The sequence below is a fragment of the Chloroflexaceae bacterium genome (genome assembly GCA_025057155.1).
GTDB lineage: Bacteria > Chloroflexota > Chloroflexia > Chloroflexales > Chloroflexaceae > JACAEO01.
In genome coordinates this window covers 17,705-43,691 of the sequence record JANWYD010000005.1, presented here as the reverse complement: position 1 = coordinate 43,691, position 25,987 = coordinate 17,705, and the positions used below count along the sequence as shown (strand labels likewise).

At 60.9% G+C, this 25,987-nt stretch carries 23 protein-coding genes; 7 read left to right on the top strand and 16 right to left on the bottom strand.

Translation table 11 applies throughout. The features are described from left to right. Positions 1 to 203 precede the first annotated feature (203 nt). The 6 genes from NZU74_05315 to NZU74_05290 all read left to right on the top strand — a co-directional run bounded on the left by NZU74_05315 (position 204) and on the right by NZU74_05290 (position 5,259). The gene (locus NZU74_05315) at positions 204 to 842 is read left to right on the top strand and encodes a cyclase family protein (GenBank protein MCS6880730.1); all 639 of its coding nucleotides are present in this window, start codon (positions 204 to 206) and stop codon (positions 840 to 842) included. Positions 843 to 1,012: 170 nt separating this feature from the next. Beyond that, positions 1,013 to 1,234: a hypothetical protein gene (locus tag NZU74_05310; GenBank protein ID MCS6880729.1), complete on the top strand. Its 222-nt coding sequence runs from the start codon at positions 1,013 to 1,015 to the stop codon at positions 1,232 to 1,234. Continuing rightward, a complete protein-coding gene (locus NZU74_05305) occupies positions 1,231 to 1,548 on the top strand; it encodes a hypothetical protein (protein MCS6880728.1) in 318 nt (105 codons plus the stop codon). The genes NZU74_05310 and NZU74_05305 overlap by 4 nt, the downstream gene beginning before the upstream one ends. A 198-nt stretch (positions 1,549 to 1,746) precedes the next feature. Continuing rightward, positions 1,747 to 2,301, top strand: a complete 555-nt coding sequence (locus NZU74_05300) for a macro domain-containing protein (protein ID MCS6880727.1) — start codon at positions 1,747 to 1,749, stop codon at positions 2,299 to 2,301. A gap of 298 nt (positions 2,302 to 2,599) precedes the next feature. Continuing rightward, positions 2,600 to 3,073, top strand: a complete 474-nt coding sequence (locus NZU74_05295) for a (2Fe-2S)-binding protein (protein MCS6880726.1) — start codon at positions 2,600 to 2,602, stop codon at positions 3,071 to 3,073. Next, positions 3,070 to 5,259 carry a molybdopterin-dependent oxidoreductase gene (locus NZU74_05290; protein ID MCS6880725.1) on the top strand — a complete coding sequence of 730 codons (2,190 nt, stop codon included), beginning with the start codon at positions 3,070 to 3,072 and terminating at the stop codon, positions 5,257 to 5,259. The genes NZU74_05295 and NZU74_05290 overlap by 4 nt, the downstream gene beginning before the upstream one ends. Here NZU74_05290 and NZU74_05285 read toward each other — a convergent pair. The 3 genes from NZU74_05285 to NZU74_05275 form a co-directional block, all read right to left on the bottom strand. Continuing rightward, positions 5,225 to 6,064: a hypothetical protein gene (locus tag NZU74_05285; protein ID MCS6880724.1), complete on the bottom strand. Its 840-nt coding sequence runs from the start codon at positions 6,062 to 6,064 to the stop codon at positions 5,225 to 5,227. The genes NZU74_05290 and NZU74_05285 overlap by 35 nt on opposite strands. A 213-nt stretch (positions 6,065 to 6,277) precedes the next feature. Next, complete coding sequence (locus tag NZU74_05280) at positions 6,278 to 6,751, bottom strand: phospholipase D-like domain-containing protein (protein MCS6880723.1); 474 nt, start codon at positions 6,749 to 6,751, stop codon at positions 6,278 to 6,280. 243 nt (positions 6,752 to 6,994) lie between these two features. After that, complete coding sequence (locus NZU74_05275) at positions 6,995 to 7,558, bottom strand: hypothetical protein (GenBank protein MCS6880722.1); 564 nt, start codon at positions 7,556 to 7,558, stop codon at positions 6,995 to 6,997. Between the two features lie 758 nt (positions 7,559 to 8,316). On the opposite strand from NZU74_05275, the gene NZU74_05270 reads away from it, so the two are divergent. After that, positions 8,317 to 10,638, top strand: a complete 2,322-nt coding sequence (locus NZU74_05270) for a hypothetical protein (protein ID MCS6880721.1) — start codon at positions 8,317 to 8,319, stop codon at positions 10,636 to 10,638. Positions 10,639 to 10,896: 258 nt separating this feature from the next. On the opposite strand, the gene NZU74_05265 is transcribed toward NZU74_05270, so the two are convergent. The 13 genes from NZU74_05265 to NZU74_05205 all read right to left on the bottom strand — a co-directional run bounded on the left by NZU74_05265 (position 10,897) and on the right by NZU74_05205 (position 25,414). After that, on the bottom strand, positions 10,897 to 11,541 hold the full coding sequence (locus NZU74_05265; GenBank protein ID MCS6880720.1) for an N-acetyltransferase: 645 nt from the start codon (positions 11,539 to 11,541) through the stop codon (positions 10,897 to 10,899). A gap of 255 nt (positions 11,542 to 11,796) precedes the next feature. After that, positions 11,797 to 12,177, bottom strand: a complete 381-nt coding sequence (locus NZU74_05260; protein ID MCS6880719.1) for a hypothetical protein — start codon at positions 12,175 to 12,177, stop codon at positions 11,797 to 11,799. Positions 12,178 to 12,363: 186 nt separating this feature from the next. Further along, the gene (locus tag NZU74_05255; protein MCS6880718.1) at positions 12,364 to 13,146 is read right to left on the bottom strand and encodes a glycoside hydrolase family 16 protein; all 783 of its coding nucleotides are present in this window, start codon (positions 13,144 to 13,146) and stop codon (positions 12,364 to 12,366) included. Between the two features lie 415 nt (positions 13,147 to 13,561). Continuing rightward, positions 13,562 to 14,656 (bottom strand): peptidoglycan bridge formation glycyltransferase FemA/FemB family protein, encoded by a 1,095-nt coding sequence (locus NZU74_05250; protein ID MCS6880717.1) that lies wholly within the window; start codon positions 14,654 to 14,656, stop codon positions 13,562 to 13,564. A gap of 89 nt (positions 14,657 to 14,745) precedes the next feature. After that, the gene (locus tag NZU74_05245) at positions 14,746 to 15,894 is read right to left on the bottom strand and encodes a GNAT family N-acetyltransferase (GenBank protein ID MCS6880716.1); all 1,149 of its coding nucleotides are present in this window, start codon (positions 15,892 to 15,894) and stop codon (positions 14,746 to 14,748) included. Further along, on the bottom strand, positions 15,846 to 17,015 hold the full coding sequence (locus tag NZU74_05240) for a glycosyltransferase family 4 protein (GenBank protein ID MCS6880715.1): 1,170 nt from the start codon (positions 17,013 to 17,015) through the stop codon (positions 15,846 to 15,848). Before NZU74_05240 ends, NZU74_05245 begins: the two co-directional genes overlap by 49 nt. A 56-nt stretch (positions 17,016 to 17,071) precedes the next feature. Further along, positions 17,072 to 18,328, bottom strand: a complete 1,257-nt coding sequence (locus NZU74_05235; protein MCS6880714.1) for a lipopolysaccharide biosynthesis protein — start codon at positions 18,326 to 18,328, stop codon at positions 17,072 to 17,074. Beyond that, positions 18,325 to 19,344, bottom strand: coding sequence for a glycosyltransferase (locus NZU74_05230; protein ID MCS6880713.1), 1,020 nt, complete (start codon positions 19,342 to 19,344; stop codon positions 18,325 to 18,327). The genes NZU74_05235 and NZU74_05230 overlap by 4 nt, the downstream gene beginning before the upstream one ends. After that, complete coding sequence (locus tag NZU74_05225; protein ID MCS6880712.1) at positions 19,328 to 20,755, bottom strand: hypothetical protein; 1,428 nt, start codon at positions 20,753 to 20,755, stop codon at positions 19,328 to 19,330. Before NZU74_05225 ends, NZU74_05230 begins: the two co-directional genes overlap by 17 nt. 26 nt (positions 20,756 to 20,781) lie before the next feature. Then, on the bottom strand, positions 20,782 to 21,936 hold the full coding sequence (locus NZU74_05220) for a DegT/DnrJ/EryC1/StrS family aminotransferase (protein MCS6880711.1): 1,155 nt from the start codon (positions 21,934 to 21,936) through the stop codon (positions 20,782 to 20,784). Between the two features lie 39 nt (positions 21,937 to 21,975). Then, entirely contained in the window at positions 21,976 to 23,085 is a 1,110-nt protein-coding gene (locus tag NZU74_05215) for a Gfo/Idh/MocA family oxidoreductase (protein ID MCS6880710.1), read from the bottom strand. An 85-nt stretch (positions 23,086 to 23,170) separates the two neighbouring features. After that, positions 23,171 to 23,923, bottom strand: coding sequence for a sugar transferase (locus NZU74_05210; protein MCS6880709.1), 753 nt, complete (start codon positions 23,921 to 23,923; stop codon positions 23,171 to 23,173). Between the two features lie 183 nt (positions 23,924 to 24,106). Beyond that, positions 24,107 to 25,414: a polysaccharide biosynthesis tyrosine autokinase gene (locus tag NZU74_05205; protein MCS6880708.1), complete on the bottom strand. Its 1,308-nt coding sequence runs from the start codon at positions 25,412 to 25,414 to the stop codon at positions 24,107 to 24,109. Between the last annotated feature and the right edge of the window lie 573 nt (positions 25,415 to 25,987).

Here is a 25,987-nt window from a genome sequence, read left to right as displayed (position 1 = left end):
CGCACCAGGAAGAGAAGATCTTTGGGGGCCTGCGGCCCACGCAACCCCCGCCAGGGGCAAAGTGACAAAGTAGAACTAAGCGAGGGCTTTAGCCCGCAGCGGGCCATGCCTTCGCAGGGACGAACGTGCTATGCCGGATTCATAGCCCCAATCTGCAATCCAAAATCCAAAATCCAAAATCCAAAATTCCCCGGGGGGTTCCCATGCTCACCATCCTGCACGACATCTCCATGCCGGTGCGCGCGGACATGCCGGTGTACCCCGGCGACCCGCCGATCGGCCTGGAACCGCAACTCACCCTCGCCGCCGACGGGGCGAACGTCACCGCCATCCGCAACGCCAGCACCCACTTCGGCACCCACGTGGACCTGCCGCGGCACATCCTCGCCGGGGGCGCATGTCTCGACGACGTGCCGCTGGAGCGTTTCTGCGGCCCGGCGCGGGTGATCCACATCCGCGACCGCCGGGCGATCACTGTCGAGGAACTGGCCGGCCACCCGATCGATCCCGGCGACCGCGTCCTCTTCCACACCCGCAACAGTGAGGAGCGCCTGCTGGAGCGCCCGGATTTCGTCCATGATTATGTCTACCTGACCCCCGCGGCCGCCGCCGAACTGGTGCGGCGGCAGGCGGGCCTGGTGGGCATTGACTATCTCTCGGTGGACCCGCCGGACGACCCGCGGCTGCCCGCGCACCACATCCTGCTCGGCGCGGGTGTGCTGATCCTGGAGGGGGCGGCCCTGGCGGGCGTGGCCCCCGGCCCGTACCAGCTCATCTGCCTGCCCCTGCGCATCAGTGGCGGCGACGGCGCCCCGGCGCGGGCCGTGCTGGCCCGGCTGTAGGGGGCAGGGGCGAGCCCGGTGCGCTACAATACAAGAAGCATTTATTAGCGGTCCGGCGCTCCGAAGATGCGGGGCGCGGACAGGAGGGGGCGTGACAGGGCAAAGCCTTCCTCCTGATAAAGGAGCGACCTGTCACCGCCAGGTTTCAAATCCACAAGGAGGACCGCACCATGACGTTTGAAGAACTTGCGCGCGGCGTGCAGTTTATGGTTGACCAGCAGGGGCACACCACTGCGGTCGTACTGACGCCGGAGTTGTGGCGCCAGATCCTGGAGGCGCTGGAGGATGCGGAGGATCGCGAATTGCTTCGGACGCTCCGCGACCGGATCGCGGCCGGACCACGGGCGGCCGGCGCGCTGCAATGGAACGAGGTCTCAAACGAATGGGAGTGAGTTACGACCTGTTCATTGAGCCCGAGGTCCACGCCCTGCGCCACACGCTACCGGGCAAGCTGCGGCAACGCGTGCGCCTCGCTATTGCGCAACTGGCGACAGAGCCCCGGCCACACGAAAGCCGCCCGATGAACGCGAACGATCTCAATATGCGCCCTGATGTCGAGCTCCGTCGCATCAGGCTCGAGCGTTGGCGAATCATCTATGCCGTTTGTGAGGCTGAGCGTTGGGTCTGGGTGCTCGCTATTCGTCGCTGCCCACCGTATGGGTATGATGATCTCGCAGAACTGATCGCCCGCCTTCCGCCGCCATAGGATATTGCTGATCGCACGCAACGGACTGCGTTGATGGGGTGCTTGTTCGGGTCTACCGCAGAGCACGCGGAGGAGCGCGGAGGATGGGCTGGTCGAAACACTTCCCGCTTCTTCACACGCTCTGCGGTGATCACACAGGAGATGTGATTCCTGGTATGATCTTCGTGGTGAACCTTCACCGCAGAAAGGAGCGGCAGCATGGATCGCTACCAGATCGGCCCTGCCACCCTTGAACTGGTGCGGGGCGACATCGTCGTGCAGGACGTGGACGCGATCGTCAACGCGGCCAACGAGGGCCTGGCCGAGGGCGGCGGGGTCTGCGGGGCGATCTTCCGCGCCGCCGGGCGCGAGGAGCTTGCGGCCGCCTGCCGGCCCCTGGCCCCCTGCCCCACCGGCGAGGCCCGCATTACCCCCGGCTTCGCGCTGCGCGCGCGCCACATCATCCACGCCGTCGGCCCGGTCTACCGCGCCGACGACCCGGCCACTTCAGCCCGCCTGCTGGCCGCCGCCTACGCCAGCAGCCTGGCCCTGGCCGCGCAGCACGGGCTGAGCAGCGTGGCCTTCCCCAGTATCAGCACTGGCATCTTCGGCTACCCCGTCGCCGAGGCCGCGCGGGTGGCCCTCGCCGCCGTGCGCGACGCCCTCGCCGCGGGCGGCAGCGTGACCCTGGTGCGCTTTGTGCTCTGGGACGAGGGCAGCCTCGACGCCTACCGCGAGGCTGCCCGGACCCTCGGCCTCGCGCCCGCGGCGTAGTACGGGGGGCGTGCTTCCCGGATGAAGGCGCGACCCTCCCCGAACAACCTTTTTCTCACCCCGTGAAGAGCCTCAAGCGTAGCTTGCAGGCATTGAGCATTCGGGCAGGGGCGTGGGGAAACCAGGTTTCCCCGCGCCCCTCCCATCGTTGGCCGGTATCGGCAATCCAAAATCGTATCGACCATCCCTGCAAAACCGTAGCAAAACTCTGGTAAAGTAGCGCCAGCGCACCGCGCCCGTGCGCGGTGCGGTCGTGGGCGGCCCTCAGGTTGGGCCGCCGGTAATAATGGAGCCACCCGTGGATCTCACCATCAACGACCAGACCTACCAGGTGGCCGACGACCCGCCGCGCGTGCTGCTCTGGGTGCTGCGCGACGAACTCGGCCTCACCGGCACCAAGTTCGGCTGCGGCGCGGGCTACTGCGGCGCCTGTACCGTTCACCTCGACGGCGTCGCCGTCCGAAGCTGCCTGACCCCCCTCCGCCAGGCCGCCGGCAAAAAGGTTACGACCATCGAGGGCCTGGCCCGGGGCGAGGTGCTGCATCCGGTGCAACGGGCTTTCCTGGAGGTTCAGGCGCCCCAGTGCGGCTGGTGCATGAGCGGCCAGATGATGGCCGCCGCCGCGCTCATCGCCGCCAATCCCGACCCCTCGGACGAGGAGATTACCGCGGCAATGGAGGGCAATTTCTGTCGCTGCGGGGCCTACGTTCGCATCCGCCGGGCGGTGGCCCGCGCTGCCGTGCTGGCCCGTAGCCCCGGGGAGGCCGCATGAGCCAGCCGCCTCCTCGCCGCTGGCGCCTCTCGCGCCGCGGCTTCCTCATCGGCGCCGGCGTGGTCGGCGGGGGCCTGGCCCTCGGCGCCACCCTCGGCCTGCCCGCCCTGCGCCTCGTCCTCGCCGATGCCTTCGAGGGCGCCGCGCCGCCGACCATCGTCACCACCGATCCGCTCCTGTGGTTCGACATCGCCCCCGACGGCCGGGTGCGCCTCGCCGTCCCCAAAACCGAAATGGGCCAGGGCATCCACACCGCCCTCGCCCAGATCGCCGCCGAGGAGCTGGAACTGGCCTGGGAGCAGATCGAGGTCGTCCAGAGCGGCTCCCTCGGCCCGGTGACTGACAACTTCGGCACCAATGCCAGCAACTCGGTCTCTTCGCTCTTCGCCCCGCTGCGCGAGACGGCGGCGACCCTGCGCGAGTTGCTCCGCGCCGAGGCCGCCGAGCGCCTGGGGGTCGCGCCTGCCGCATTGAGCGCCGCCGCCGGGGCCTTCTTCGTCACCGCCGAGCCGCAGCGCCGGCTGAGCTACGGCGAACTGGCGACCGGCGCCGCCGCCCGCGAGGTTCCCGCCGAGCCGCCGCCCCTGAAGCCGGGCGCCGCCTGGACGCTGATTGGCGCCAGCCTGCCCCGCGTGGACCTCCCGGCCAAGATCCGCGGCGCCGCCACCTACGGCTACGACGCCCGGGTCGAGGGCATGCTCTTCGGCGCGGTGGCCCGCCCGCCGAGCCTCGGCGCGACCCTGCGCCGGGCCGCCCCCGGCGACGCCGCCACGCGCCCCGGCGTGGTCGCCGTGGTCATCGAGCGCGACTTCGCCGGCGTCGTCGCCGAATCGCGCAGCGCCGCCGCGTCCGCCGTGCGCGCGCTGGATGTGGAATGGATCGAGCAACCGCCGCTTCAGCAGGAGCAGATTGACGCCCTGGTGCGCGCCGCCCCCGGCCGGGGCGTCGCCGTTCAGCGGGTGGGCGACGCCGCCGCGGTCCTGCGCGGCGCCGGGGTGATCACGGCGGAGTACCGCACTCCCATGGCCGCCCATGCCCACCTGGAACCCCAGGCTGCGCTGGTGGACGTGCGCCCCGACCGGGTGCGGGCCTGGGTCAGCACCCAGTACGCCGCGGGAACCGCGCAGGCCATCGCCCGCGCCCTGGGCCGCAACCCGCGCAGCGTTGAGGTCATCCCCACCTACCTGGGCGGCGGCTTCGGGCGGCGCATGGTCAGCGAAGTGGCGGTGGAGGCTGCGCGGCTCTCGGCGGCGGCAGGCCGGCCTGTTCACGTCGGCTGGAGCCGGGCCGAGGAGTTCCAGCACGGCTTCGTGCGCCCGCCCACCCATCACGTGCTGCGCGCGGTCCTGGGGCCAGGCGGGCGCATCGCAGCCATTGAGCACAGCCAGGCCAGCGGCGACGTTATCTTCCCGTTTGTTCCCGCCCCCGTCGGGGCCTTCTTCGGGGCCGACTTCGGCGCATGGCGCGGCGCGCGCATCACCTACGCCGTACCGAACATCACCGTAACCTCTGAGCGTGTACCGCTGCCCATCCCCACCGGCGCCTGGCGCGGCCTTGGTCTGCTCGCCAACATCTTCGCCATCGAGAGCTTCATTGACGAACTGGCCCACGCCGCCGGCGCCGACCCGCTGGCCTTCCGCATCGCCCACGCTGGCGACGACGAACGCGGACGCCGCCTGCGCACCGTGCTCGCCGAAGTGGCCGCGCGCTCGGATTGGGGCGGTCCCGTGCCCGCCGGACGCGCCCGCGGCCTCGCCTGCGCGATGGATGCCGGCACCGTGGTGGCCCACGTCGCCGAGGTCTCGCGCACAACCGAAGGCGGGATACGCGTGCACCGGGTCTGGGCAGCGGTGGACCCCGGGCTGCCGATCAACCCCGACGGGGTGGCGGCCCAGACCGAGGGCAACATCTGCATGGGGCTGAGTTCGGTGCTCTTCGAGCGGCTCAGCGTGCGCAACGGGCGGTTCGCCGCCGACAACTTCGGCGCCTACCCCCTGCTCAGCATACGCGACGCGCCGGCGATCGAGGTCGCCGTGCTGCGCAGCGGCGACGTGCCCTATGGCGTGGGCGAGCCGCCGATGGGGCCGATCGGCGCCGCGGTGGCCAACGCCGTCTTCGCCCTCACCGGCGAGCGGATGCGCGAATTACCGCTTATGGGCGGGCACTCGAATTCGCCGCCGCCATAATTGCGGCATTCAGCAACCGGTACAACTCCGCCGACAGCGCTTCGTATTGAACTTGAGCCTCCCCGCCGAACGCCAGGTCGTTCCACGATCCCATGCCGCCAAAGACCCAGGCCGCCTGAACGGCGTCAAGGAGCTGCGCGCCAATTTCGGGAAGAACGTTCTTCGGCGCAAGACGCGCATGAGGTTCAACCGGATATGGAGAAACAAGGCAAGCAAGCGCCACATCAAAGGCTCTTGCGAATCGCTCCTCGTAATGCGCCCGGGCGAACTCTGCAATCTCTGGCAGGTGAGCCACGAGTTGCTGCCTGATCTCCTCCGCGCTGGCGCTTGCCTCGGCTCGCGATGATGGACCATTAGCCACGACGCGGCCGTAGGTGACCCGCCAGATTTTCCCGTCCTCGCGAGCGCGATCTCCGAGTTCCCAGCGGGCCGCCCAGTAGTCAGACCCTGCCGGCTTCACGGCCTCGACAACCCAGTCGCCGCCGCCGCCGACAAATCCGACCAGCAGGCTATCCGGGACTTTCTGATCTCCTATGTCCTCGCCAGCCGATGGCTCATACAGCAGACGCAGCGCATATGCGCCCTCATCCTTGATGCGCCTGAACCAGGCGACAGGATCAGAGGCATATGAAACTTCCTCCAGAGTTGTTCCCATTCTTCTGAGATCAACGAACTGCACATATTCACAGAACGCAAACGTTCTATTGGACGAATAGAAGCCGTCTTCATCAAAGGAAGCCGGCTCTCTCAACGCCGCATTGCCCCAGATGGCGAGGGCGATTACCTGTGAGATACTACCTTGCATGAAACTCTCCAAAGCTCAACAGTCTGCCGCTCGGCCGCAGCGCGCCTGGGAGCAAGGCGAGCGCTTGAGCAGGTGGCTGTAGCGAGGGGTCAGCCCGCTTTTCGCCTTTGGGTCACTCAACGCTTAAATCCTCAAAATCATTCTGAACTGTATCTGTGTAGATACGAAGCAATTGCTCTTGCTCGTTCATTTGACGAACTTCTGGGTCAATGATTAACTGAAAATCTCCAAATGCCACATTTTTTCAAAAGGTTGCTTGAATAGTTGGTTTAACCGGGAAGAGTTTTCCCAAATCAAGACATCACATTCAAAATTCCAAGAATATCCATTCTCGCTATAAGCAGGACCGGTTAGATTGCTACTACCAATTATGGCAGCGATAGGCTTCCCTTGTTTTAGGCGAATTGCGATTTTGGCGTGCCAGTTTCTTTTGGGAGCCAAGTAAGGTTTTACATAGAGATCTTTTTGTCTCAATCGCCTGACGAAATTTTTGTAGTGGTCAAGCCATTGTTTGTCCAACTTACCCGCAATCGTGATAATTCGTTTACCCTTACAACCTCTCAGGAGAACATCCAGCAGTTTGTCATCCAGGATTTTGTACTTATAGCCTGCCGCTGGCTCCCAGATATACCCAGAGCATAGAACTAAATCATCTGCGTCGCGAAGTAGTATCAAGCGATGAAGCATCTCCCTGAACAGGCTAAACTCTCTGTCTGTTCGCAAAGTTATTCTGATAGGCAATTGACCACCCCATTTAACTGTTGGCTATGGATAAGCGGGCTAACGGCCCGGGCATCAGCGGTGCCGCACCCTAGATTCGATACGGCTGTTGAGCCGAATCGAACCTTCAAAATCGCGCCGATCTCGATCAACGCGAAGCGGCATCCGTTGCATGCCCTTGTTTGCCCGCCGCGGTTGGTTGGTAATACTTTAGAAGATGAGTAGAGAAATTATACCGATTACCAAACTAAAAGTAACTAAACCGCCGTATAAGAACAACATTTCTCTAAAGAAAAGAATTTTCCCGAAATTCACAAACCTCTTGTACTCTTTTGTGTTTCTGTACTGTTTTCCAGACGTATCAAGAACGGTAAAATTCGCTAATCTTTTTTGGCTGTATGATAATTCTAGGTCAGGGCTATTTACGAATTGCTCTATTTTACGAAATCTGAAAGAGTCACCTCGATATAAATAGAGCCACCAGGCATCCACCAACCAGAACATAATTGGCAGGATGACAGTGATAATCACATATTTTCTCAAGTCACTTTGCCCAATCATAACCGTCAATGCTGCGCCCCAGCTAACAATAGCGAAATTCTTAACGCTCTGTGAAATTGTTTCCCGTCTAGATATGCTTCTCTCGAGGATATCTATTTCCATTTTCAGACACTCTATTTGAAAGGCAAAGCTCTGCTTTTGAGCCTCCGAAATAGGTTTCGCATGATGATCGAGATCATTTTCTAGGAGCCTGTTCAGCAAAGGATCGCTCATTGACAACTCCCCTGTGCAAGTCTTTTGGACAGAGACAGCAACCCTATTACTATATCGCTTGATCGTAGTGCAAGCTGTCGAAAGAACGGACGTTCTGCCTATATTCAGGAAGAGGCGTGAAATCGGCGGGCTAACACGAAGTAGACCGATCGCCTCCCGCTCTTGCTGCCTGTAACCTGCCGTCTTCCGGTAATCGCCCGGATGCGGCGAGCCAGCTATGAACCGCATCTTCGGCCAGTTGCGCGGCGAAACGGCGCCCCTTGCGCGTATCGCGCCGCACCTGCGAGAGAGTATAAATCAACCCCATAGGCGGCGTAAAGGGTTGCCGAATAGGTCCCCGTGCTACCGCCAGAACTGCTTGATCGACTCTGCTCACATCTTCCGACCACCTTCGTACCGCAGCGCAAACGGCTTCAATAAGCTCATCCGCCGCGCGCTCTGCGGTTCATCTGCACCCGTACCGCCCGATCAGCCGCGCGGCGCGCTGCATCGCGAACACTGCTCGCTCCGCATCGCAGGGGTGCACCTCGAATGGGCGCGCCGATTTTACCGTTTACACAACACGCGCCATCCGCGCGAAGTGCCTCCTCCACACGCAGCGCCGGTGAGCCGGTTGCATCTTCCGCGCACGGTAGTAGTAAAAAATTGGTTAAAACAGGACCATGGACCGATGGCATACCCCTCAAGACGGCAGCTACACTGAGCACGCTCGCGCCTGATCACGTCTATGCTCATCACCCGCCACAGGAGAGGCCAGTATGCTCAAACTGCTGCGCCATTTCGCAGTGATGACAGGGGTAGTTGCTCTGTGCGCCTTGCTCCTTCCTTCCGCTCTGCCGGCGGTCGGCAATGCCCAGACCGGCAGGCAGAGCAGGGTTTTTGCGCCCTTCATCGCCCGCGATGGCATCCCCGCCCTGGTTTTCGTCTCGCGCCAGATCCGCGACCGCGGCACCATCTACTGGGATAGGCCCAGAGATATGCCCGGCGTCGGCCCGTACTCGCGCTTCCGTCCGGCCAACCCCGGCAGGCTGCTGATCCGCGAGGCCGACGGTACGGTGCGCACCCTCATTGACGGGGCCAACCCCACGCCCGCGACCCTCAACCTGATTGATGTCAACGCGCCCGATGTCTCCTACGATGGCACGACGATCGTCTTCGCCGGGCTTCCCGCCGGCAACTATGACCAGGACCCCGGCGCCCATCCCGGGGCCTGGCGCATCTATACCATCGGCGTGGACGGGCGCGGGCTGCGTCAGGTGACCTTTAGCGACCAGCGCCTGGACCTTTCCCATCTCGGCCCTGCCGCTGCGCCGCTCTCCGGCTACGATGACGGCGATCCGGTGTGGCTGCCGGACGGCCGCATCGTCTTCTCATCAACGCGCTGGCCTTCCTTCGCCCAGTACAGCGGCACGCGCACGACCAACCTGTTCGTGGTGAACGCCGACGGCTCGGGCCTGCGCCGCATCACCGCCGAGCGCAACGGCGCCGACCGCCCCCTGGTGGACCCGCTGACCGGACGGATCGTCTATGCCCGCTGGTGGCGCAACCACCGCTTCCCAAGCAACAGCGCGGCAACGGTGGCGGACCCCGCGGGAGGTTTCAGGCAGCGGGACGGCCTGACCACCGACCGCGACAACCAGGTGGGCGGCGCCGATGCTTCCTTCCGCAACGCCTGGCACGCGGCATCAATCAATCCTGATGGCACCGATCTGCGCATGTTGACGGGACGGTTCCGCGACGAGGCGGCCAATCACACCTACGGCGGGACCTTCCTGCCTAATGGCCAGTTCGCGGCCAACTTTTTCCCGATGTTCAACATGAGCGAAGCCGCCGGCTTCGGCGGCATCCGCCTCTACAGCCGCGGCCCGACGCCCTTTACGCCCGTGATCGGCATCACCTCGCTGACCCTCGACTACGTAAACCCCGACAATCCCACCTCGTTTGGCGTCTTCAGGGGCGATTATGCGGCCGAACCCGAAGCCCTTTCCAACCACCGCCTGGTGATCTCGCTCGCCAGAGATATCAACCAGGACTATGGGCTTTACACGGTCAACATTGATGGAACCGATCTGCGCCCGCTCCTCAATTACCCCGGCACGTCGGAGCTGCGGGCGCGCGCCGTCCGGCCCCGGCCGCTCCCGCCGATCATCCCCGACACGGTGACGCAGCCGGCGAGCATGGTTCCCCCGCCCGCGGGCGGGCCCTTCAACCAGGACGGAACGTTCATCTTCGATGTGCTCAACATCTACGCCAATGCGCCGGTGGATAGCGACATCATCAGCGCGCCGCCCGCAGGCTCGGCCGCTACGCTGCGCTTCTTTCTTGACCACCAGCGCACCAGCACCGGCTCCTTCCCCAACCTCGACTGGCCGATCCTGCTGAGCGAGCTGCCCGTCAGCCCGGCAGGCGTCGTCCGCAACGACCAGACGCCGGCCAACCTCCCGCTGTTCGAGCAACTGCGTGATGCGGCGGGGAACGTGCCGCTGCTGCCGGGCGGCAATGGCGGCGCCCACGTCGCAGGGATGAACTTCGGGCGGCCCGGCGAGCACGTGCGCTGTGTGGGCTGCCACGCCGGCCACTCGATGATGCCGGTCCCCGCCACTGAGGAGGAAGCGGCGTGGACCAACCTGGCCCCGGGCGCTACGGTCACGGTCTCCTCGACCCGTGACCCCAACTACAACGGCGGCGTTAACGACCGGCGCGTGCTGAAAGGCCCCATCTTCGCCTACTGGACCAGCGCCCCCGGACAGACAACCGGCCAGTGGGTGCAGTTGACCTTCCCGGTGCCGGTGACGGTACGCAACGTGCGGCTCTACAACCCGCGCCGCGGCGACGAGGCGAATTCGAGCCTGCAGGTCGAGGGCGCGACCGTGGTGCTGTACGCCGACGCCCGTGCGACGCAGGAGGTTGCCCGGTCCTCGGTGGGGCGGATCACCACTCAGGGGACCGATGTGCCATTCACCGAGGTGCGCGCCCGCGCCGTGCGCGTGCTGATTGACAGCATGAGCGGGACCTTCTACGGCATGCGCGTCGCCAGTCTGGCGGAGATAGAGGTGATTGCGCGCGCCGAGGCGCCATAGCCGAGCGTGAAGGGCATATGGGGAGCGGGGAGGAGCTTTGTCCTCCCCGCCCCCCGTTCTTGACTCTCCCCCATCTCCGTACATCCACACAGGCATCCCGTGCGGCCAGCCTCGCGGCCGGTCGGGCCGGTCCGCTACCTTACGGCACGTCTCGCATACCTTGAACCAGGGCTTCCCGATCACTTGTGACGCCAGGATGCGATGGCACAGAGGCCTGGCATCACGACCACGAACACATTGCGCCTTCGCGCCTGTGCGTCACTCTTTCTGAGAAAGGCCCTGATTAGCAGGAGCCGTCCCCACCCACGTCTCTCGCCCGCACGCCGGGCAAACCCGCTGCTCGGGCGGGTCGCCTGCGGGCAGCGGCCCCCCCGGGAGTCGCTGCCCGCACGCGCAGACGTAGCCGATCAGCCGCGCCGGGTTGCCCACAACCAGCCCGTAGTCGGGCACGTCGCGGGTGACCACCGCGCCCGATCCCACCATCGCGAAACGGCCAACGGTTACGCCGCAGACGATGGTCGCATTAGCGCCCAGGCTCGCGCCGTAGCGAATCAGGGTCGGAACCAGCTTCCAGTCCGTCGCCGCTTTGAGTGTGCCATCGGGATTAATCGCCCGCGGAACTTTGTCGTTGGTGAAACAGACGTGGGGGCCAACGAACACACCGTCCTCGATGGTGACGCCGTGAAAGACCGAGATATTGCTCTGAAACTTGACGCAGCGGCCGATCTGCACGCCGATGTCAATATAGCAACCTCTACCGATGATGCACTCGGACCCGATGACGACCCCCTCGCGCACCTGGGTCCAGTGCCAGATGCGGGTTCCGGGGCCGATCCGGGCCTGCGGGTCAACGATCGCCGTGGGATGGATGCTGACCTGGGGCCGCGATTCCTGGTCGCTCATTGCACTTTCCTCACTAGGAGCCTATCCCGATAACCGGTTTATCCGAATTATAATCCGGGAGGGCTTTGCCCTCGCCGACCTTCTAACCAGGCAGGTGGCGGGGAAACGTGGTTTCCCCTCCCGCCTAAAGGAGTTGTTCGGATAGGCTCCAAGACACGCTTTGCACCAAAGTTACCGTTTTACCGTTGGAAAGGGGCTGGGAGGCGATGCCTCCCTGACCGTTCTTTCTGACCCTGGCGGCAGGCGTGTCCTGACTCAGCCGGGACGCGTGCGTGCTATGGGCGGAACAGGCCCGAACGGGTCAACAGTGTTAGGCAACGCCTCAAAGACGACAGAGCGCCGAAAAAGACGCCAGCGTTCATGCCGCAAGATGTACGGGGCAAAACCGGCCCGTTGACATCCTTTGAGCGCCGGGATGTTATCCGCATGCACAAAGGTCAGCACATAGCGCGCGCCAAAATCTAGGACCTTAACCGCAATCTGAGCCATGGCGCCGGCCATAATGCCCTGTCCCTGAAATGCCTCAGGCGTGAAAGCGTGTTCGAGTAGCGCTTCATCTGGAGCAAGCCACGGAAAGAGCCCGCCAAAATACTCGTGAACGCGAGCGTTGTCTGCAGGTTTAATGAGGAACTGCATATAGCAAAGGGTTACCACACTCGAGAATGCCGCCTGGCTTCTTCGTAATCGCCGACCCTGATCAATGCCCCAATCGCGAGCATCTTATTGTAGATGCGACGCATGACTTCACATCCCTTGCCTAAAACTGATAAGCCCTCTGGACAGCTTTCAGCCCGGGGGCCCTGTTGATGCAGCTACTGCCTGTCAATAAACAGGTGGCGTTTCATACACGCGCACGTAGTCAACAAGGGTGTGATGGGGCAAATCAGCTTCGGATACTAATCCATAATAAGCTTCGATTTCATCGGTTAATTTAATATAAAGGGGTGTCTGCGCAACCCCACCCTGCGCGGTACGCCAGGTTTCCTTGCCGTCTATGTAGAACACATACACGTCCGGCGTCCAGAGCAATCCAAAGACGTGGTAGCCAGCGCTCAAGCCAGGCATGCGCACTTCGCGCACCGCTTTCTTATGATGTTGATCGTCGTAACCATCCCAGTGCAGGGCATGGGTCACAAAATCGGTCTCCCAGTACTCAAAGATATCGATCTCCGTTCCATCGCGACCGCTATTGTCAACGAGCTTCACCGAGTCGTTATAGAGCCAGAAGGCCGGCCAGTGACCGGGGCGCGTTGCGTCGTAGGCAAAGGCGACTCTGGCCTCAAAATACCCAAAGGCGCGCTCGAACTTGCCGCGTGAGCGGATCGCCCCCGAGAAATACTCATTGTCCCAGTACTTTGCCCCCCACGGGTTGCGCTCGTCCTGCGGGCATTTCTCCCGAAACTCTGCCAGCGGAACCTCGCGCGTGCGGAGCACCAGGTTGCCGCGTCCATCAAGGTAGGCATCTTCCTCTGACCACCAACCCAGGCGACGCTCCCAGCATCCCCACGATCGTCGGCCCATGACCTCCCACTTGCTGGTGTCAATGGAGGTCCCATTAAACTCATCGTGCCAGATCAGCCGCCAACCAGAGGCAGGCGGCGTCACTGTCGGCAGATACTGGCCGGTCGAAGGGGTAGCTGGCTGCCCCGCAGGCAATGTGGGCCGAGGCTGGACAGGCGGGGTCGCCGTAGGCGCAACGGCCGCGTCAGTGCGGGTATGAGGAGTCGAGGTAGGGCCTGGAAGAGCGGATGGAATGCGGTTGCACGCCGCAATGAGCAACAGCCCTACGAGAAGGATTAGCATCCAGAGCCTGCGTGGCCCTGGCTGGCGATAGCTGCCACGATACCGGATAGGTTGTCGCTGGTTTTTCATCCGGACTGCTCATCCACGCAAACCAAAAGACATAGCTGGCCGCGGCATCTCAGACCGCCAGCCGCTTCAAGCAATGGTTGGGCCACAACCACCGGCGGGTCTGGCCAGAGGCAATGACCTATAGTCCGACATTTGCCAATATCGCCCACTATAGCCCCACGGTGCGCACCAACTCCCTGACATCGACATCGTCCGAGATCCACGGCCTGACCGTATCATAGAGCCGCCGGACGAAAGGGTTATAAAAACATTCGAGCGCCTCGGGATACAGAGCGACTTGACCACCGAATCCTAACTTGAAACCCCTTGCCGACTGCCGCACCGACTCAGGTATTTCCCCTCCGCTTAACACCGCTTGCGCTGCTTCATAGTCGATCCCATCAACGTCGAAGTAACGGTAGCCGTTGGCCCGTGCCCAGGTTATCGCCGTCGACCAGAGCAACTCATTCGGGCGCAGGCGACCCGTGTCTCCGCGCCAACCGACGCGCTTCATCATCGCGGCTTCTCCAAACGCGACGATTAGGGCGCCCGACAGCCTTTCGCCCTGATGTTCCGCCAGGAAGATCCGTGCGTGCCCGGACGGGCTGAACAATTGCCATAAACTACGCAGATAGGACTCTGGCTCAAGTTCGAATCCCTGACGCTGCGCTGTAGCGCTGAGCAATGCGTAGAATGCCGCCAGATCGCTCTCGCCGCCTTCACGGATGACAATCCCCTGGCGCTGGGCCAGACGAATGTTGTACCGCGTACTTGATCGCATTCGCGCCAGGATGGTTTCCGGCTCGGCGCTCAGATCAATTCTCACCGTCGCCCGATCCCACGGAGAGACAGGACTCGGACGAAAGCCCATCCGGGTGAGTTGTTCACCATACTGGCCATTCAAAGGAAGCTGGAGCGACAGATAGTGAATACGGCATGAACGTGCCAGACGGTGCAGGGTAGCGATCAAATCCCGCATGAGGACGGGAGAATCATCGACGGAAATCGGCCCGTGCTGGACATACGCCACCCCGCCAATTCCCGGCAACGTGCGCATCAACATTTGCGCGCCTGCGACGATCTTTCCCTCGGAGCGCGCAATGACCCGTGCCGGGCGCCATCCAGAAAGGGATTTGAGCCGCGCCCACAGACTTGTCTGGTTGTGACCGCCTCCCGGCGTCGCGGCAAGGAAAGCGTCCCAGGCATCATCCTCTAGATCGAACGAAGTGGACAGGACAACGTTACCCGCGACGAAACATGGCACATCACGCCGCCTAAACCCAGCCTCACTTCCCTTCCTAACCATATGCAACACCTCCTTATCTGATTTGACGAGGCTCGTCCACCTTCGATCTACGTAAAATACCGATACAGAGCCGCCCCGGCCCGTTCGGTCACCTCGTCGGAAACGCCGGGATCAACAAACAGTTCGGTGAGACGATTGATCAGGCCGCGCAATTGGGCGTCACGCGCACTGGCGGCGCCTTCCGGCATGTATCTCAGAAAGGAGATGGTGCGTTCCTCGGTAGCGAACTTGCGCTTGTAGCGCACCAACCCCTCCTGATCCCAGTCGCTCAGACCAAAATCGAGCCAGGCGTAGCCGCGTTCCCGGGCGTAACACATGCTCTCCCAGATAACTAGATCATTCGGCCGGTGTTTGAGCTGGTCGAAATCCGAGGCGTTAAACTTGTAATAGATCGTGTCGCCCCATCCGAGGAAATAGACGCCGCCAATGATCGCGCCTTCGTGCTCGGCCAGCATCAGAAAGCCCCGATCGCGGGCCACAAACTCTTCCCAGAGGTGTTCAAAGAGCGCAAAGGGTTGGGCCAGCAAGCGATACTTGTACTTGCGAACCCTCAGATGCAGCCGAAAAAAGGCGTAGAGATCGTCACGACTTTCAGCAACGCGAACCCTGACGCCTTCAGCGCGCGCCTTCCGAATGGCCCGCCGGCTGGACTCGTCTATGCTGGACCAGAGCGTATCAGGATCGGATTGCAGGTTTACCCCGTGCCAGCGAGCGCGATTCACAAGAGTCAACCGTTCATCTTCAAGTGGCAGCGCGTTAAACAGACAGCGCATCGTGAACGGGCAGCCCTCGGCGAGTATGCGGGTGAGCAGCAAATTCAAAGTCTCGCGGTCACTGACCAGCGGATCGCAGTAATCCGAAAAGGGCATGGTGACGATCCGCGGCGCGAAAAGGTCTTCAATGCGGCAATAACTGAGGCCAGCGATTGGATGCCCGGCAGGATCAACCACAACATGGGCGCGGACGTCAAGACTATAGACCTGTTGGATCACCCGGACCCAGGGCGGCGACTGAAAGAGCGTGCTCGTATGCGTTGCCACCAGGGTCTGCCAGCGATGATCATGACCAGGGTCAATCGTCCGTATGTCTCTAGGCTCCTCCAGTTCCCTGCGATCCGTCGCCTCAATCTCGTCAGTGTGAGGAGCAACTACTTCGCCGGGCGCACCGAGCGCCTGAAGGTGTGCATATTTTTCCACGCTGCAATCCTTTCGATGAGAGCAACAAACTCGACCGCCTGCACCGGCCAGCGCAGGGTTTCGTAGACTTTGCTGGCATTACGAACCCGGTTTTGCCGCAGTTCAGGGTTGCGGTACAACATCAGCACTGCCTCGGCCAGGGCCTCAGGGCTGTTATGATCAAAATAGGTGAGGCACGTGTCGTCGAAATAATCCTCCACTGCGCGCAGGCGCGAGATCACCACAGGCTTGCCGACCGCCAGATAGTCAAACATCTTTAGCGTATGCACCCAGCGCATCTCCGGTCGCTGCTCGATGGTTACCACCCCGATATCGGCGCGGTTAATAGCCCTCACCAGATCCTCGAAGGACACGTAGCCGTGGAAGCACACGATATCGTCCACCCCCAGTTCGCGCGTTAGCTGTTCAACCCGCTGACGCGCTGTACCGTCGCCGAAGATCTCGAAGCGCAGCCCGGGGATGTGCGCTCGCAGCAGCGCTACAGCGCGAATCGCGGTGGCATGGCCGTAGCGCTCCTCGATTGACCCGTGTGTCATGAGCGTGAAGGTATCGGGCGCCGGCGGCGAGGCCGCCTCCAGCGGTCTGAAGATGGCCTCGTTACTGGTGTTCAGAAAGACGGCAAACTTGTCGGCGGGCGCGCCACGAGCCACAAAGATACGCTTCATCTCCTCGGTGCAGGTGATGGCATAGTCGGCAAAGGCAATCGCGGCTTGCTCCATCGCGCTGAGGAGACGCACCACAGGATGCCGGGGGCCGATCCCATATTTGACCATAAAGATTTCCGGCATGCACTCGTGGAGATCAAAGACGACTCTCGCCCCTAGAAGTTTCGGCAGGGCTGCCGCAAAGGTAGTAAGGTCGGGCATATTAGTGGTCACGATCACATCGTAGCGCCGGCGCAGGTGCAGCCAGATCAGCGCCAGACTCAAGAGCACAAAGCCCCCCAGGTACTCATAGAGGTAGTGCAATTTGCCGCGCCGCTGGTGTTCCATTGGCAGCCGATAGACGTTGACGCCGTCTATCCGCTCCTGCGGCGCCTGTCGTGGATGATCGCGCAGACACACTACGTCAACCATGTGCCCCGCTCTGGCGAGCGCTTCCGCTTCTTTACGCAACCGCATACTCGAATAGTTGTTACAACGCACAAAACAGACTCTCAGCGCACGATTGCTCATTTCTACATCCTCGCTCCTAAAGGCGGCTCAGAACGCTGATATATGCCCGCCAGCGAATAAAAGGCCAGCGCCGCCAGCGCGCCGGCCAGCGCGGCGATCGCTGCGCCCAACGCCGCTTGTTGCGGCACCAGCCACCAGGCAACTACGCCGACAACCAGACACTGTAGCATTCGGGCTGAGGCTTCCAGCCAGACATTGCCGCTGCCGATCAGGGCGGCGGTGATGAGCAACTGAATGCCGCCAGCGATGGTCGCCAGCGCAAGGAACACATACGTGCCCAGATCGCCAGCGTAGGCAACCCCGAAGAGACCAATGACTACCCATTGCACAAGCAGGAGGTAGCCGGCAAGTATCACTGCGTTCAGCAGCGCAACCACGGCCAGAGTGCGCAGCAAGAGCAGCCGGCGTTGCCCTGCCGGCGCCTGCGAAATGCGGGACAGAAACAGGGTGGCAATACTGTGATTGATAATCGTGAACGCGGCGGTCAGGGTGTTAGCAAGCGAAAAGACTCCCAGCGCATCCAGAAACAAATGGTACTCCAGCAGCAGAATGGGAATGGCGGTATACAGCATATAGCTGATATGCGACACCCAGATCGGCCAGGAGAAACGCGCCAGATCCCCGAGCATGTCGAGGCGCAGATCGCTGCGACTCAGCGCGAGCGGCAGGGGCCAGCGCGCCTGGAGCGCCACGATGACCGGAACATACGACAGCGCGTAAATGGCCGCTGCTAGCGCAGGGGTCAGTGCGTCGCTGAACCAGAATACGATGAAGACCATCACCAACTGGAGCAAATTGCTGCCGACGTAAACCGCCGTCAACTGCCCTGACGCCGTAAAACCGGTCGCCAGCCCCCAGTAGCCGTAGTAGAGCGTCAGACCGGCAAACAGCAGCAGCACCTCGAAGGTCAACTGTCTCAAAGCGGCCAGGATCGGGATGGCCAATCCGAGACTGAGCAGGGCCAGCGCCGTCAGAAAGAACAGCCCATTGGTGATCACCGCGCGCAATTGCTGGCAGTTCGCACGTGCGCTCCCGACGTAGCGCGCCAGCACATACTGGCCGAATGGCTGAGTTGCCACTGCGATCAGACCGCCAATGGTGATCGCGTACTGCACCGCGCCATAGTCGGCGGGAACAAAGACGCGCGCCAGAATGAGCCAGAAGCCCATGGCGAGCAGCCGGCCAAGCGCCGTGCCAACCGAGAGCAGCGTCGAGCCGCGAATAAAGCTCCAGTCAAATTGACGAAACTGTTGCTTCAACTTTCCAAGACCGACACCGCCCCACATACATGTTCTCCCAGCAGGCTTTGCAGTTCATGGAACGCCCGTTCCCAGCGTTCACGTTTCTCAGCCGCGAGTTCCTTAATTTCGCACGCGAGGCGATCTTCATGGTCCTGGACGTAGCGCACGGCCTCAACGATGCTTGCAGCGGTATGTTCGACAAAGACGGTCCCTCTGGTGAAGTATTCGGTCAACACCGGCTGACGCGACAGGATGGTTGGCTTGCCCATGGCCATCGACTCAATGCCGCCCGACACCAGCGAGAATGGCTCCTCCGTCAACGTCATCACCGCCTGTGAGTTGCTCAGCAGATGCCAGAAGTCATCACCGCGCAGATAGCCGGTGAAGACCACATTGGCCGGCGCCGATGCCAGCACGCGCCGATCGGCGCGGCGTGTATCGCCGGTAATGCAGAAGCGCACATCCGGCAGGTGACGCGCCGCTTCAATGACAGGGACAACCGGTTCGTCCTCGGCAAAGATGTTGACCAGCGTCACCGTAAATGGATCCGCGGCGTTGCGCGGCGGCAACTGACCGGAAGCTACGCTCTTTGGCCGTCGTTCCAGCAACACGGTGCGCGCCCCCCAGGAGTCAAAGGTGCGCTGGTACATGCCCTGATCAACCACCGTGGCCCGCGCCCGGCGAGCCAGGAAGCGTTGGAGCGGGATCGTCCAGCGCCACTTCGGAACAGTAAGCGAGAAACCGTGGACGTCCATCACGTAGGGCGTCCCCGTGAGCCGGCAGTACAGATAGACGCTCAACGCGGCAAACGTCGGCGGGATGATGACATAGACCGCCGACGGTCGTTGACGCCAGAGCACCTCCCAGGTCTTGAAATGCTGTAACACATATTTCACCGGCGCCACCCACATCCGGCGCCAACTGAAATAATGGATCGTGAAGACGGTCGCGCCGAGCCGCTCGGCAATATCCGCTGAGTGCCGGCTATGCGGCCCCCAGAAGATCACTGCGATCCCGTTACGCTGATCGCGCATGGGCATGCTCCTCTCGGTGCTGAACGACGAGTGCGAAGATGATCCAGAGATAATCAATCGAGCTGGTAAAAAGAAACACCTCATTGGTCACGCCGGCGATCGAGCTCACGACGAGCAGAGCGAAGCCGCAGATGGCGAGCATACTCACCAGATCGTCGTCGCTTCTCCGCGCCCGTCGCAACAACCAGAAGGCCATCAGGCCGACCCAGAGCAGGTGCGCCAGTAAGCTAATCAGGCCGCCGTTAAACAAGAGCAGCAGGTACTGGCTTTCCGTCCACTGCCAGCGTAGCGCGTCGGAGATGACCAGCGAGGCGCCGAAGATGGGTTGCTCGGTGATCAGGGGCCAGAACACATCGCGCCAGATCCAGAAGCGATAGACCAGCGTTGATGGCAACAATCCCGACGCGCCGCCATTGCCATACTGGTATTCCAGACGCGCCTGGATGACCGGCCAGGAGATCGGCGCGGTGAGGAGGAGACCCGCGCCAATGATCGCGCCGGCAAGAAAGAGGCGCTTCAGGGTCTTCGTGCTTTGCCGGTTGAAAAGCGCGATGATCGCGATGCCTATGATTGCGCTCAGCGTGCCTGCGAATGAGCCGCTGGCGAGCAGACACAACGCGCAGAGCGCGGTTGCGCCCATGATTGGCCAGTGATGCCTGGCCATACTTGACGCCTGAAGGGCCGACCATCCCAGCAGCACGCAGGTCATCATCAGCATACCCAGCGTGTTCCACGCTGCCACGAGCGAGGTGACCCGACCGGACGTTGACGCCAGAGCGCTTTCGGAATGCACCGAGGTATACCAACTTGCCAGGATCTGTCGCACGACCCCGACGCCCGCCGCCTGAAGCAACCCCACCAGCGCGACAATCGCGCCGCAGATCAGCATCCACAGCACCACCCGCGCGGTATCGGCGCGCCCCCGTACCAGGGTGACGATGACCAGGAAGGTGGCCAGAAACTTGAGCGGCGACGTCAGGTTGAGCAGGGCATCGAACGTAACGTCGCGGCCCTGGCTGAGGTGGTAGACGAGGGGCATGGCTATACTGCCGCAAAACAGCACGCCAAAGGCCGTCAGGACGAAGCTATAGCGCCCGACGGCGAAGCTGCGCCGCCTATCCGCGATAACCACAAAGACAGTAAAGGCGATTGCAAGGACGAGGATCACCTCATTCGGGCGCAGCATCGGGATAAGTTTGCCGCGAGTAATACCCGCCAGCAGCGTCACACCGGCAATCAGCGTGTAGCCCATCACCAGCGGGTAGCGCAGCACCACCAGGCCGAAGACCGTCGCGCCGACCAACCCGATTGCCAGCAGAGGCGAGAAGAGGCTCATCAGTCCGAGCCCGGCGCCGACAAGCGCCGCCGCGACGAAGCTGTACGCGTCTGGACGCTGAACTTGAGCAGTCACGGCTGGCGGCTTCATCTCTCGACCTTTTATTCCGCGCGCACGCCGGCCATCGCAGGCCGCTTGCCCTCACTGCTGGCGAGACGGACAACGTCGGCGACGTAGCGAATGGCCTCCTCGCTGATTCCGGGATACATCGGCAGAGAAAGAATCTGCTGCGCCAGACGTTCTGATACGGGAAAATCGCCCTTGCGATAGCCCAGATCCGCAAAGGCCGGCTGGAGATGAATGGGCGTCGGATAGTGGATCGCCGTCGCGACCCCTGCTTCCGCCAGTTGCTGCTGCAACCAGGCACGATTGTCGGTTCGGATGACATACAGATGGTAGACGTGCTCGGCCCATGGGGCAACATACGGCTGTTCCACTGGAAGTTCGGCCAGCGCCTTGGTATAGAGCGCAACCGCCCGGCGGCGCGCCGCGTTCCTCTCGTCCAGGCGTTGCAGATTGACGCTCAGGATTGCCGCCTGGATGGTGTCGAGACGATGGTTAAAGCCCCTGAGTTCGTGGACATTCCTGACCCGCTGGCCGAGATTGCGCAACAACCGCACCCGCTCAGCCAGATCGGCATCATTGGTTGCCACGGCGCCTGCATCACCGTAGGCGCCAAGGTTCTTAGTTGGGTAGAAACTGAAAGCGGCCGCATCACCGAGACTGCCAACGACGCGGTGCTTGTAGCGCGCTCCGTGAGCCTGGGCGGCGTCCTCGATCACCTTCAGGCCGTAGCGGCGCGCGATTGCGTTGATGGGGTCCATATCCGCGGGGTGACCGTATAGATGCACAACGATCACCGCCCGCGTCCGCGGCGTAATCGCGGCTTCGAGCTGGCCGGGATCCAGCGTATGCGTCGCCGGGTCCGGCTCTACAAGCACCGGGCGCGCGCCACAGGCAACGATCGGCAACACCGTTGAATAGAACGTATTGGCGGTGGTAATCACCTCGTCGCCCGAACCAATGTCCCAGGCGCGCAAGATCAACTCAATCGCCGAGAGTCCGGAGTCAACGCCCACGCACTGATCCACGCCGCAGTACCGCGCAAACTGTTCCTCAAAGGCGTGGACTGCTTCGCCGAGAATATAATCGCCCCGGTTCAGCACCCTTTCGATCGCTGTCTCGATCTCTTCGCGCACCGAAAAATATTGACCACGCAAATCAACAAAGGGAACCTTCATATGTGTCTTCTTCATTGCAGGTCGGCGACGCTCCATAGACGCTGACATGCTCCGCTACTCCAAGCCAACCGCGCGGCGCTGAAACGGCTGCAACACAACACCCGCCACTTCTCTGGCCATTAAATCCGTGTGCTGCACCTGAGGCGCCTTGAGATTGACCGGGCAAATCACGCCGTTGTTGCGGAGCGAAAAGTCGGCTTGCTCGAGTATCCGCACAACTTTCAGACCAACAGCCCCGTTGCTCTGAGGCTCAGTATTGGTCATAATGCACGAAATGAAGTGCTGGCACTGGTCATGCAGCGGCTCGGATACAGGAACGTGGGGGATCACCATATTCCCGTGGCGGTAGTTAAAGGACACATCGCCATTTCCATCATCGGGCAACATGTGTTCGACGCCCTTATCATAGATCCTGATCTTTTCAATGGCCTCGACATCGTCATACACCACCATCTTCCTGCTGCCCACCACTGTGATGCGACGCGTCTTGCTGGGATCAAGCCAGCTCAGACGCGCATGGGCTGTCACTCCGTGCGCAAAGCGCAGGTGCAGATACACATTATCGTGCACGCCATTAAGAAGACAGGCAGTGCCCTGCGCACTTACGGTCTCGATGTTGTGACCGAGCAGGTACAAAATAATCGACACATCGTGCGGCGCGAGATCCCAGAGCACATTTGTCTTCGACTGGAACAGGCCGAGGTTTGCTCGCACCGCGTCGACGTAATAAATCTGGCCCAACTCCCCGCTGTCAATCAGGCGTTTCAGTTCGCGAACGGCGGCGTTGTATTCAAAAGTATGCCCGACCATTAGGACGCGCCGGCGAGCATGCGCCAGGTCGATCAACTCCTCGGCATGGGCGCCGTTCACCGTCAGCGGCTTCTCAACCAGAACATGGAGATTGTGTTGGAGACAATCACGGGCAATAGCGTAGTGAGTGGTAGGCGGCGTAGCAACGACCGCCGCATCGAGACCAAGGTCGAATAGATCCCGGTAATCCTGGGTTATCAACGTCGTTGGGTAGCGACGTTTGACTTTTGCAAGCCGGCTCAGATGAAGATCGGCTACAGCAACAAGTTCGACCTCCGGCAACTCGACGAAGTTGCGTACAAGATTGGGACCCCAGTAGCCATAGCCAATCACACCTACGCGAACAGCGTTCATTGCATACTCCCATATAGCTCGCCCAACCGCTGCAACCGCCTGCGACGTACTCTAAAAACCATCGAGAGGTGAACGACTCACTGGCTCACACCGCCGTCCCGCGCGGCCATAGCACCGCTCGCGGTGTGAGAAGCAAAATCCAGCAATCGAGGAGGAATGACTGGTGATTGACATACCAGATATCGAGAGCGACCATTTCATCATAACTGGCCGCACTGCGCGCAGTAACCTGCCACCAACCGGTGACGCCCGGCCTGGCGCCGAGGCGCTCAAAATACCACGGTTTATAGAGGTCAAGCTCGTAGGGTATTGCCGGGCGCGGACCGACCAGGCTAAGATCGCCTTTCAGGACGTTCCAGAGTTGTGGCAGTTCATCAAGGCTTGTCTTGCGCAAAAAACGCCCGATCGGTGTGATGCGCGGATCGGCCTTAAGTTTCCGAACCTTCGTTTCATTGCCATTGTATCGGCGCATCGCATCGACATCATTCTTGATGTTGGCTTCGACATATAAGCGGTGCAAGGCAGGATCGGCGTTGTGATACATCGAACGAAACTTATAGCACTGAAAAGGCTGCGCCACCCAGACTCTCCGGCCATTGCGCTTTTTCAACCGGACAGTTACGCGTTCCTGGACGAAGAATACCGGACCAGGAGAGGTGCATTTGATCGCCAGGGCAATCACCGCTATGACAGGCGCAAGCAGTAGGAGCAGCACCGCAGCGATCACAACATCCAACATCCGTTTGCTGATCAGATAAAACGTTCCTGCTTTGACTTCAAAGACAAGCTGTGAACTCTCGGTCGCCAGATCCGGCGCGTGACTCTTCACCTCCAACATCGCTGCCCCCCGAATCATTCGTGTAGTAATGATGTCCAGCCAGATCGGATCACAGTATCACCTTGCCTTTGTTGACTCCCGCTCGCAGTCATACCACCGCGCACCGCCCGCGAGAACTCCTGACAAGCAACGAGGTCGACGACTCGCCGCCTCGCCCCAGGCAGCGAGACAAATTAAAGAAAGTCACCTGTGCTGATAATAGGCATACCGACGGTTCGGCGCCGCACGGTTGATGACGACGCCAAAGGCTTCTGCACCAACGGCAACAAGCTGCTCATGGGCGGCCTGTATGTCTTCACGCCGCGAATGGCCGCGTTGGACCACTAGCAGATAGCCATCGGTTAGCGTGGCGAGTATCACGGCATCAGGCACCGCCGTGAGCGCGGGCGTATCAATAATGACGACATCAAATCGCTCCGATAGCAACGCAAGGGTTTCGGCCATCGTGCGCGAACTCAATAATTCAGCCGGATTCGATCCAGGCTCACCGCTTGTCAGTACATGAAACCCATAGCGACTGCTAAACTGCAATGCCTCATCGAGCGAGGCTTGCTGACTCAGTACATTGCCAAGGCCTATTTCATTCTTCAGACCCAGCATCGTATGAACGCGCGGTAAGCGCATATCGCCATCAACGAGCGCAACTTTACGATCTTGCTGAGCAAAACTCCAGGCCAGGCCTGTAGCGATGGTTGTTTTCCCTGCTCGAGGCTCAGCACTGGCCACCAGAATGGTCTTGAATGGCGTCTTGCGCTTGAGCGCGAGCAAGCGAGTGCGGAGCAAACGCAGAGCTTCGCCTTCAGCGGTGCTTTCCAATCCACCGTTTCTACGATGAGAAAAGGCGGGAATGTATCCAATTGGCAGATTCGTGGCAAAATCTAGCAATTGTTCATTAGAATACACTCTTGTATCGAGATTATCCATCAAAAAAGCAAGCACGACGCCCCCGAGCAACCCGCTCGCGATACCAAAGGCGACGAGAAGCGCCTGGCTTATCACATTCGGACTGGTTGGGACACTGGCGGGGGCTACGACCGTGAGGGTGAAGTTGCGCCGGTTTGGTGAACTCTTACTTTGTTCAATGAGGGTATTCGCGATGGTATTAGCAAGAGCAGCCGCATTGTTCGGATTAGTATCTTCTACCTCAATCACCATTAGCTCGTTGTTAGCGGGGAACTTCACTCTAATATGTCGCCGCAAGCTCTTCACTGAGTACGACTCTTCGAAGCCTAATTCGCTCAAGGTCGCCATCAACACAGGTTCACTTCGCGCAAGCTCAGCGTAGGTGTTCTTTAGACGCACGGAGTATTCAAGCAGTCCAAAGTCTATCGGCGCACTCGTGCCCGGCGTGATACGAACCGTAGTAGCCGCCTTATAACGAGGCTCCATGCCTAGCGTTCCTAGTATTGCGGCAATACAGGCGGCCAGAGCCGTCAGTATGACAATCCAGCGTCGCCTTACAAGCACATCGATATAGCGTTTTAGTTCCATAGTTTTGCAGCTCTCGTCTTGCTGCACACTACGTTGACCGATTTATTGAGATGCCTTGTCTACTGAACTGACATCTCACGGACTCTCTCTCATGCCCGAATCGTAGTAAAGCGCCGCATCGGCCACAACAAGCTACCGAATACCAACAACATCCAATGATAAGATCAAGGATGGAATGAGATTTTCTGAGTTACGCCCCTTTTTATAACATAAAGCCCGCCCTATGTCAATATATTATTAACATTTTTTATATCTTCATACACTATATGTTGATATTTCAACAAGGTTCATGCCGCAGATCTTTATCCCTTTCCTGATAAGATGGCATAAACAGGAGTTTGATCGGGCATTTATTCCCAAACCCTCCCGCTTTCGCGTAAGAATTACCCGGACATTGAGTATTGAGCGGATGTTAAACGCAGTTCATCGTTATTGCAGAACCGGATATTGCTAGAGGGGAAATAACCAGAGTTGATCTCTGGTTCTTTGGCGTCGAGCGTGCCGACCGCCGAGAACGAGCTGGCGGCAGAGGAAAGAATCAGAGGTGATCTCTGGTTCTTTGGCGATCCTTAC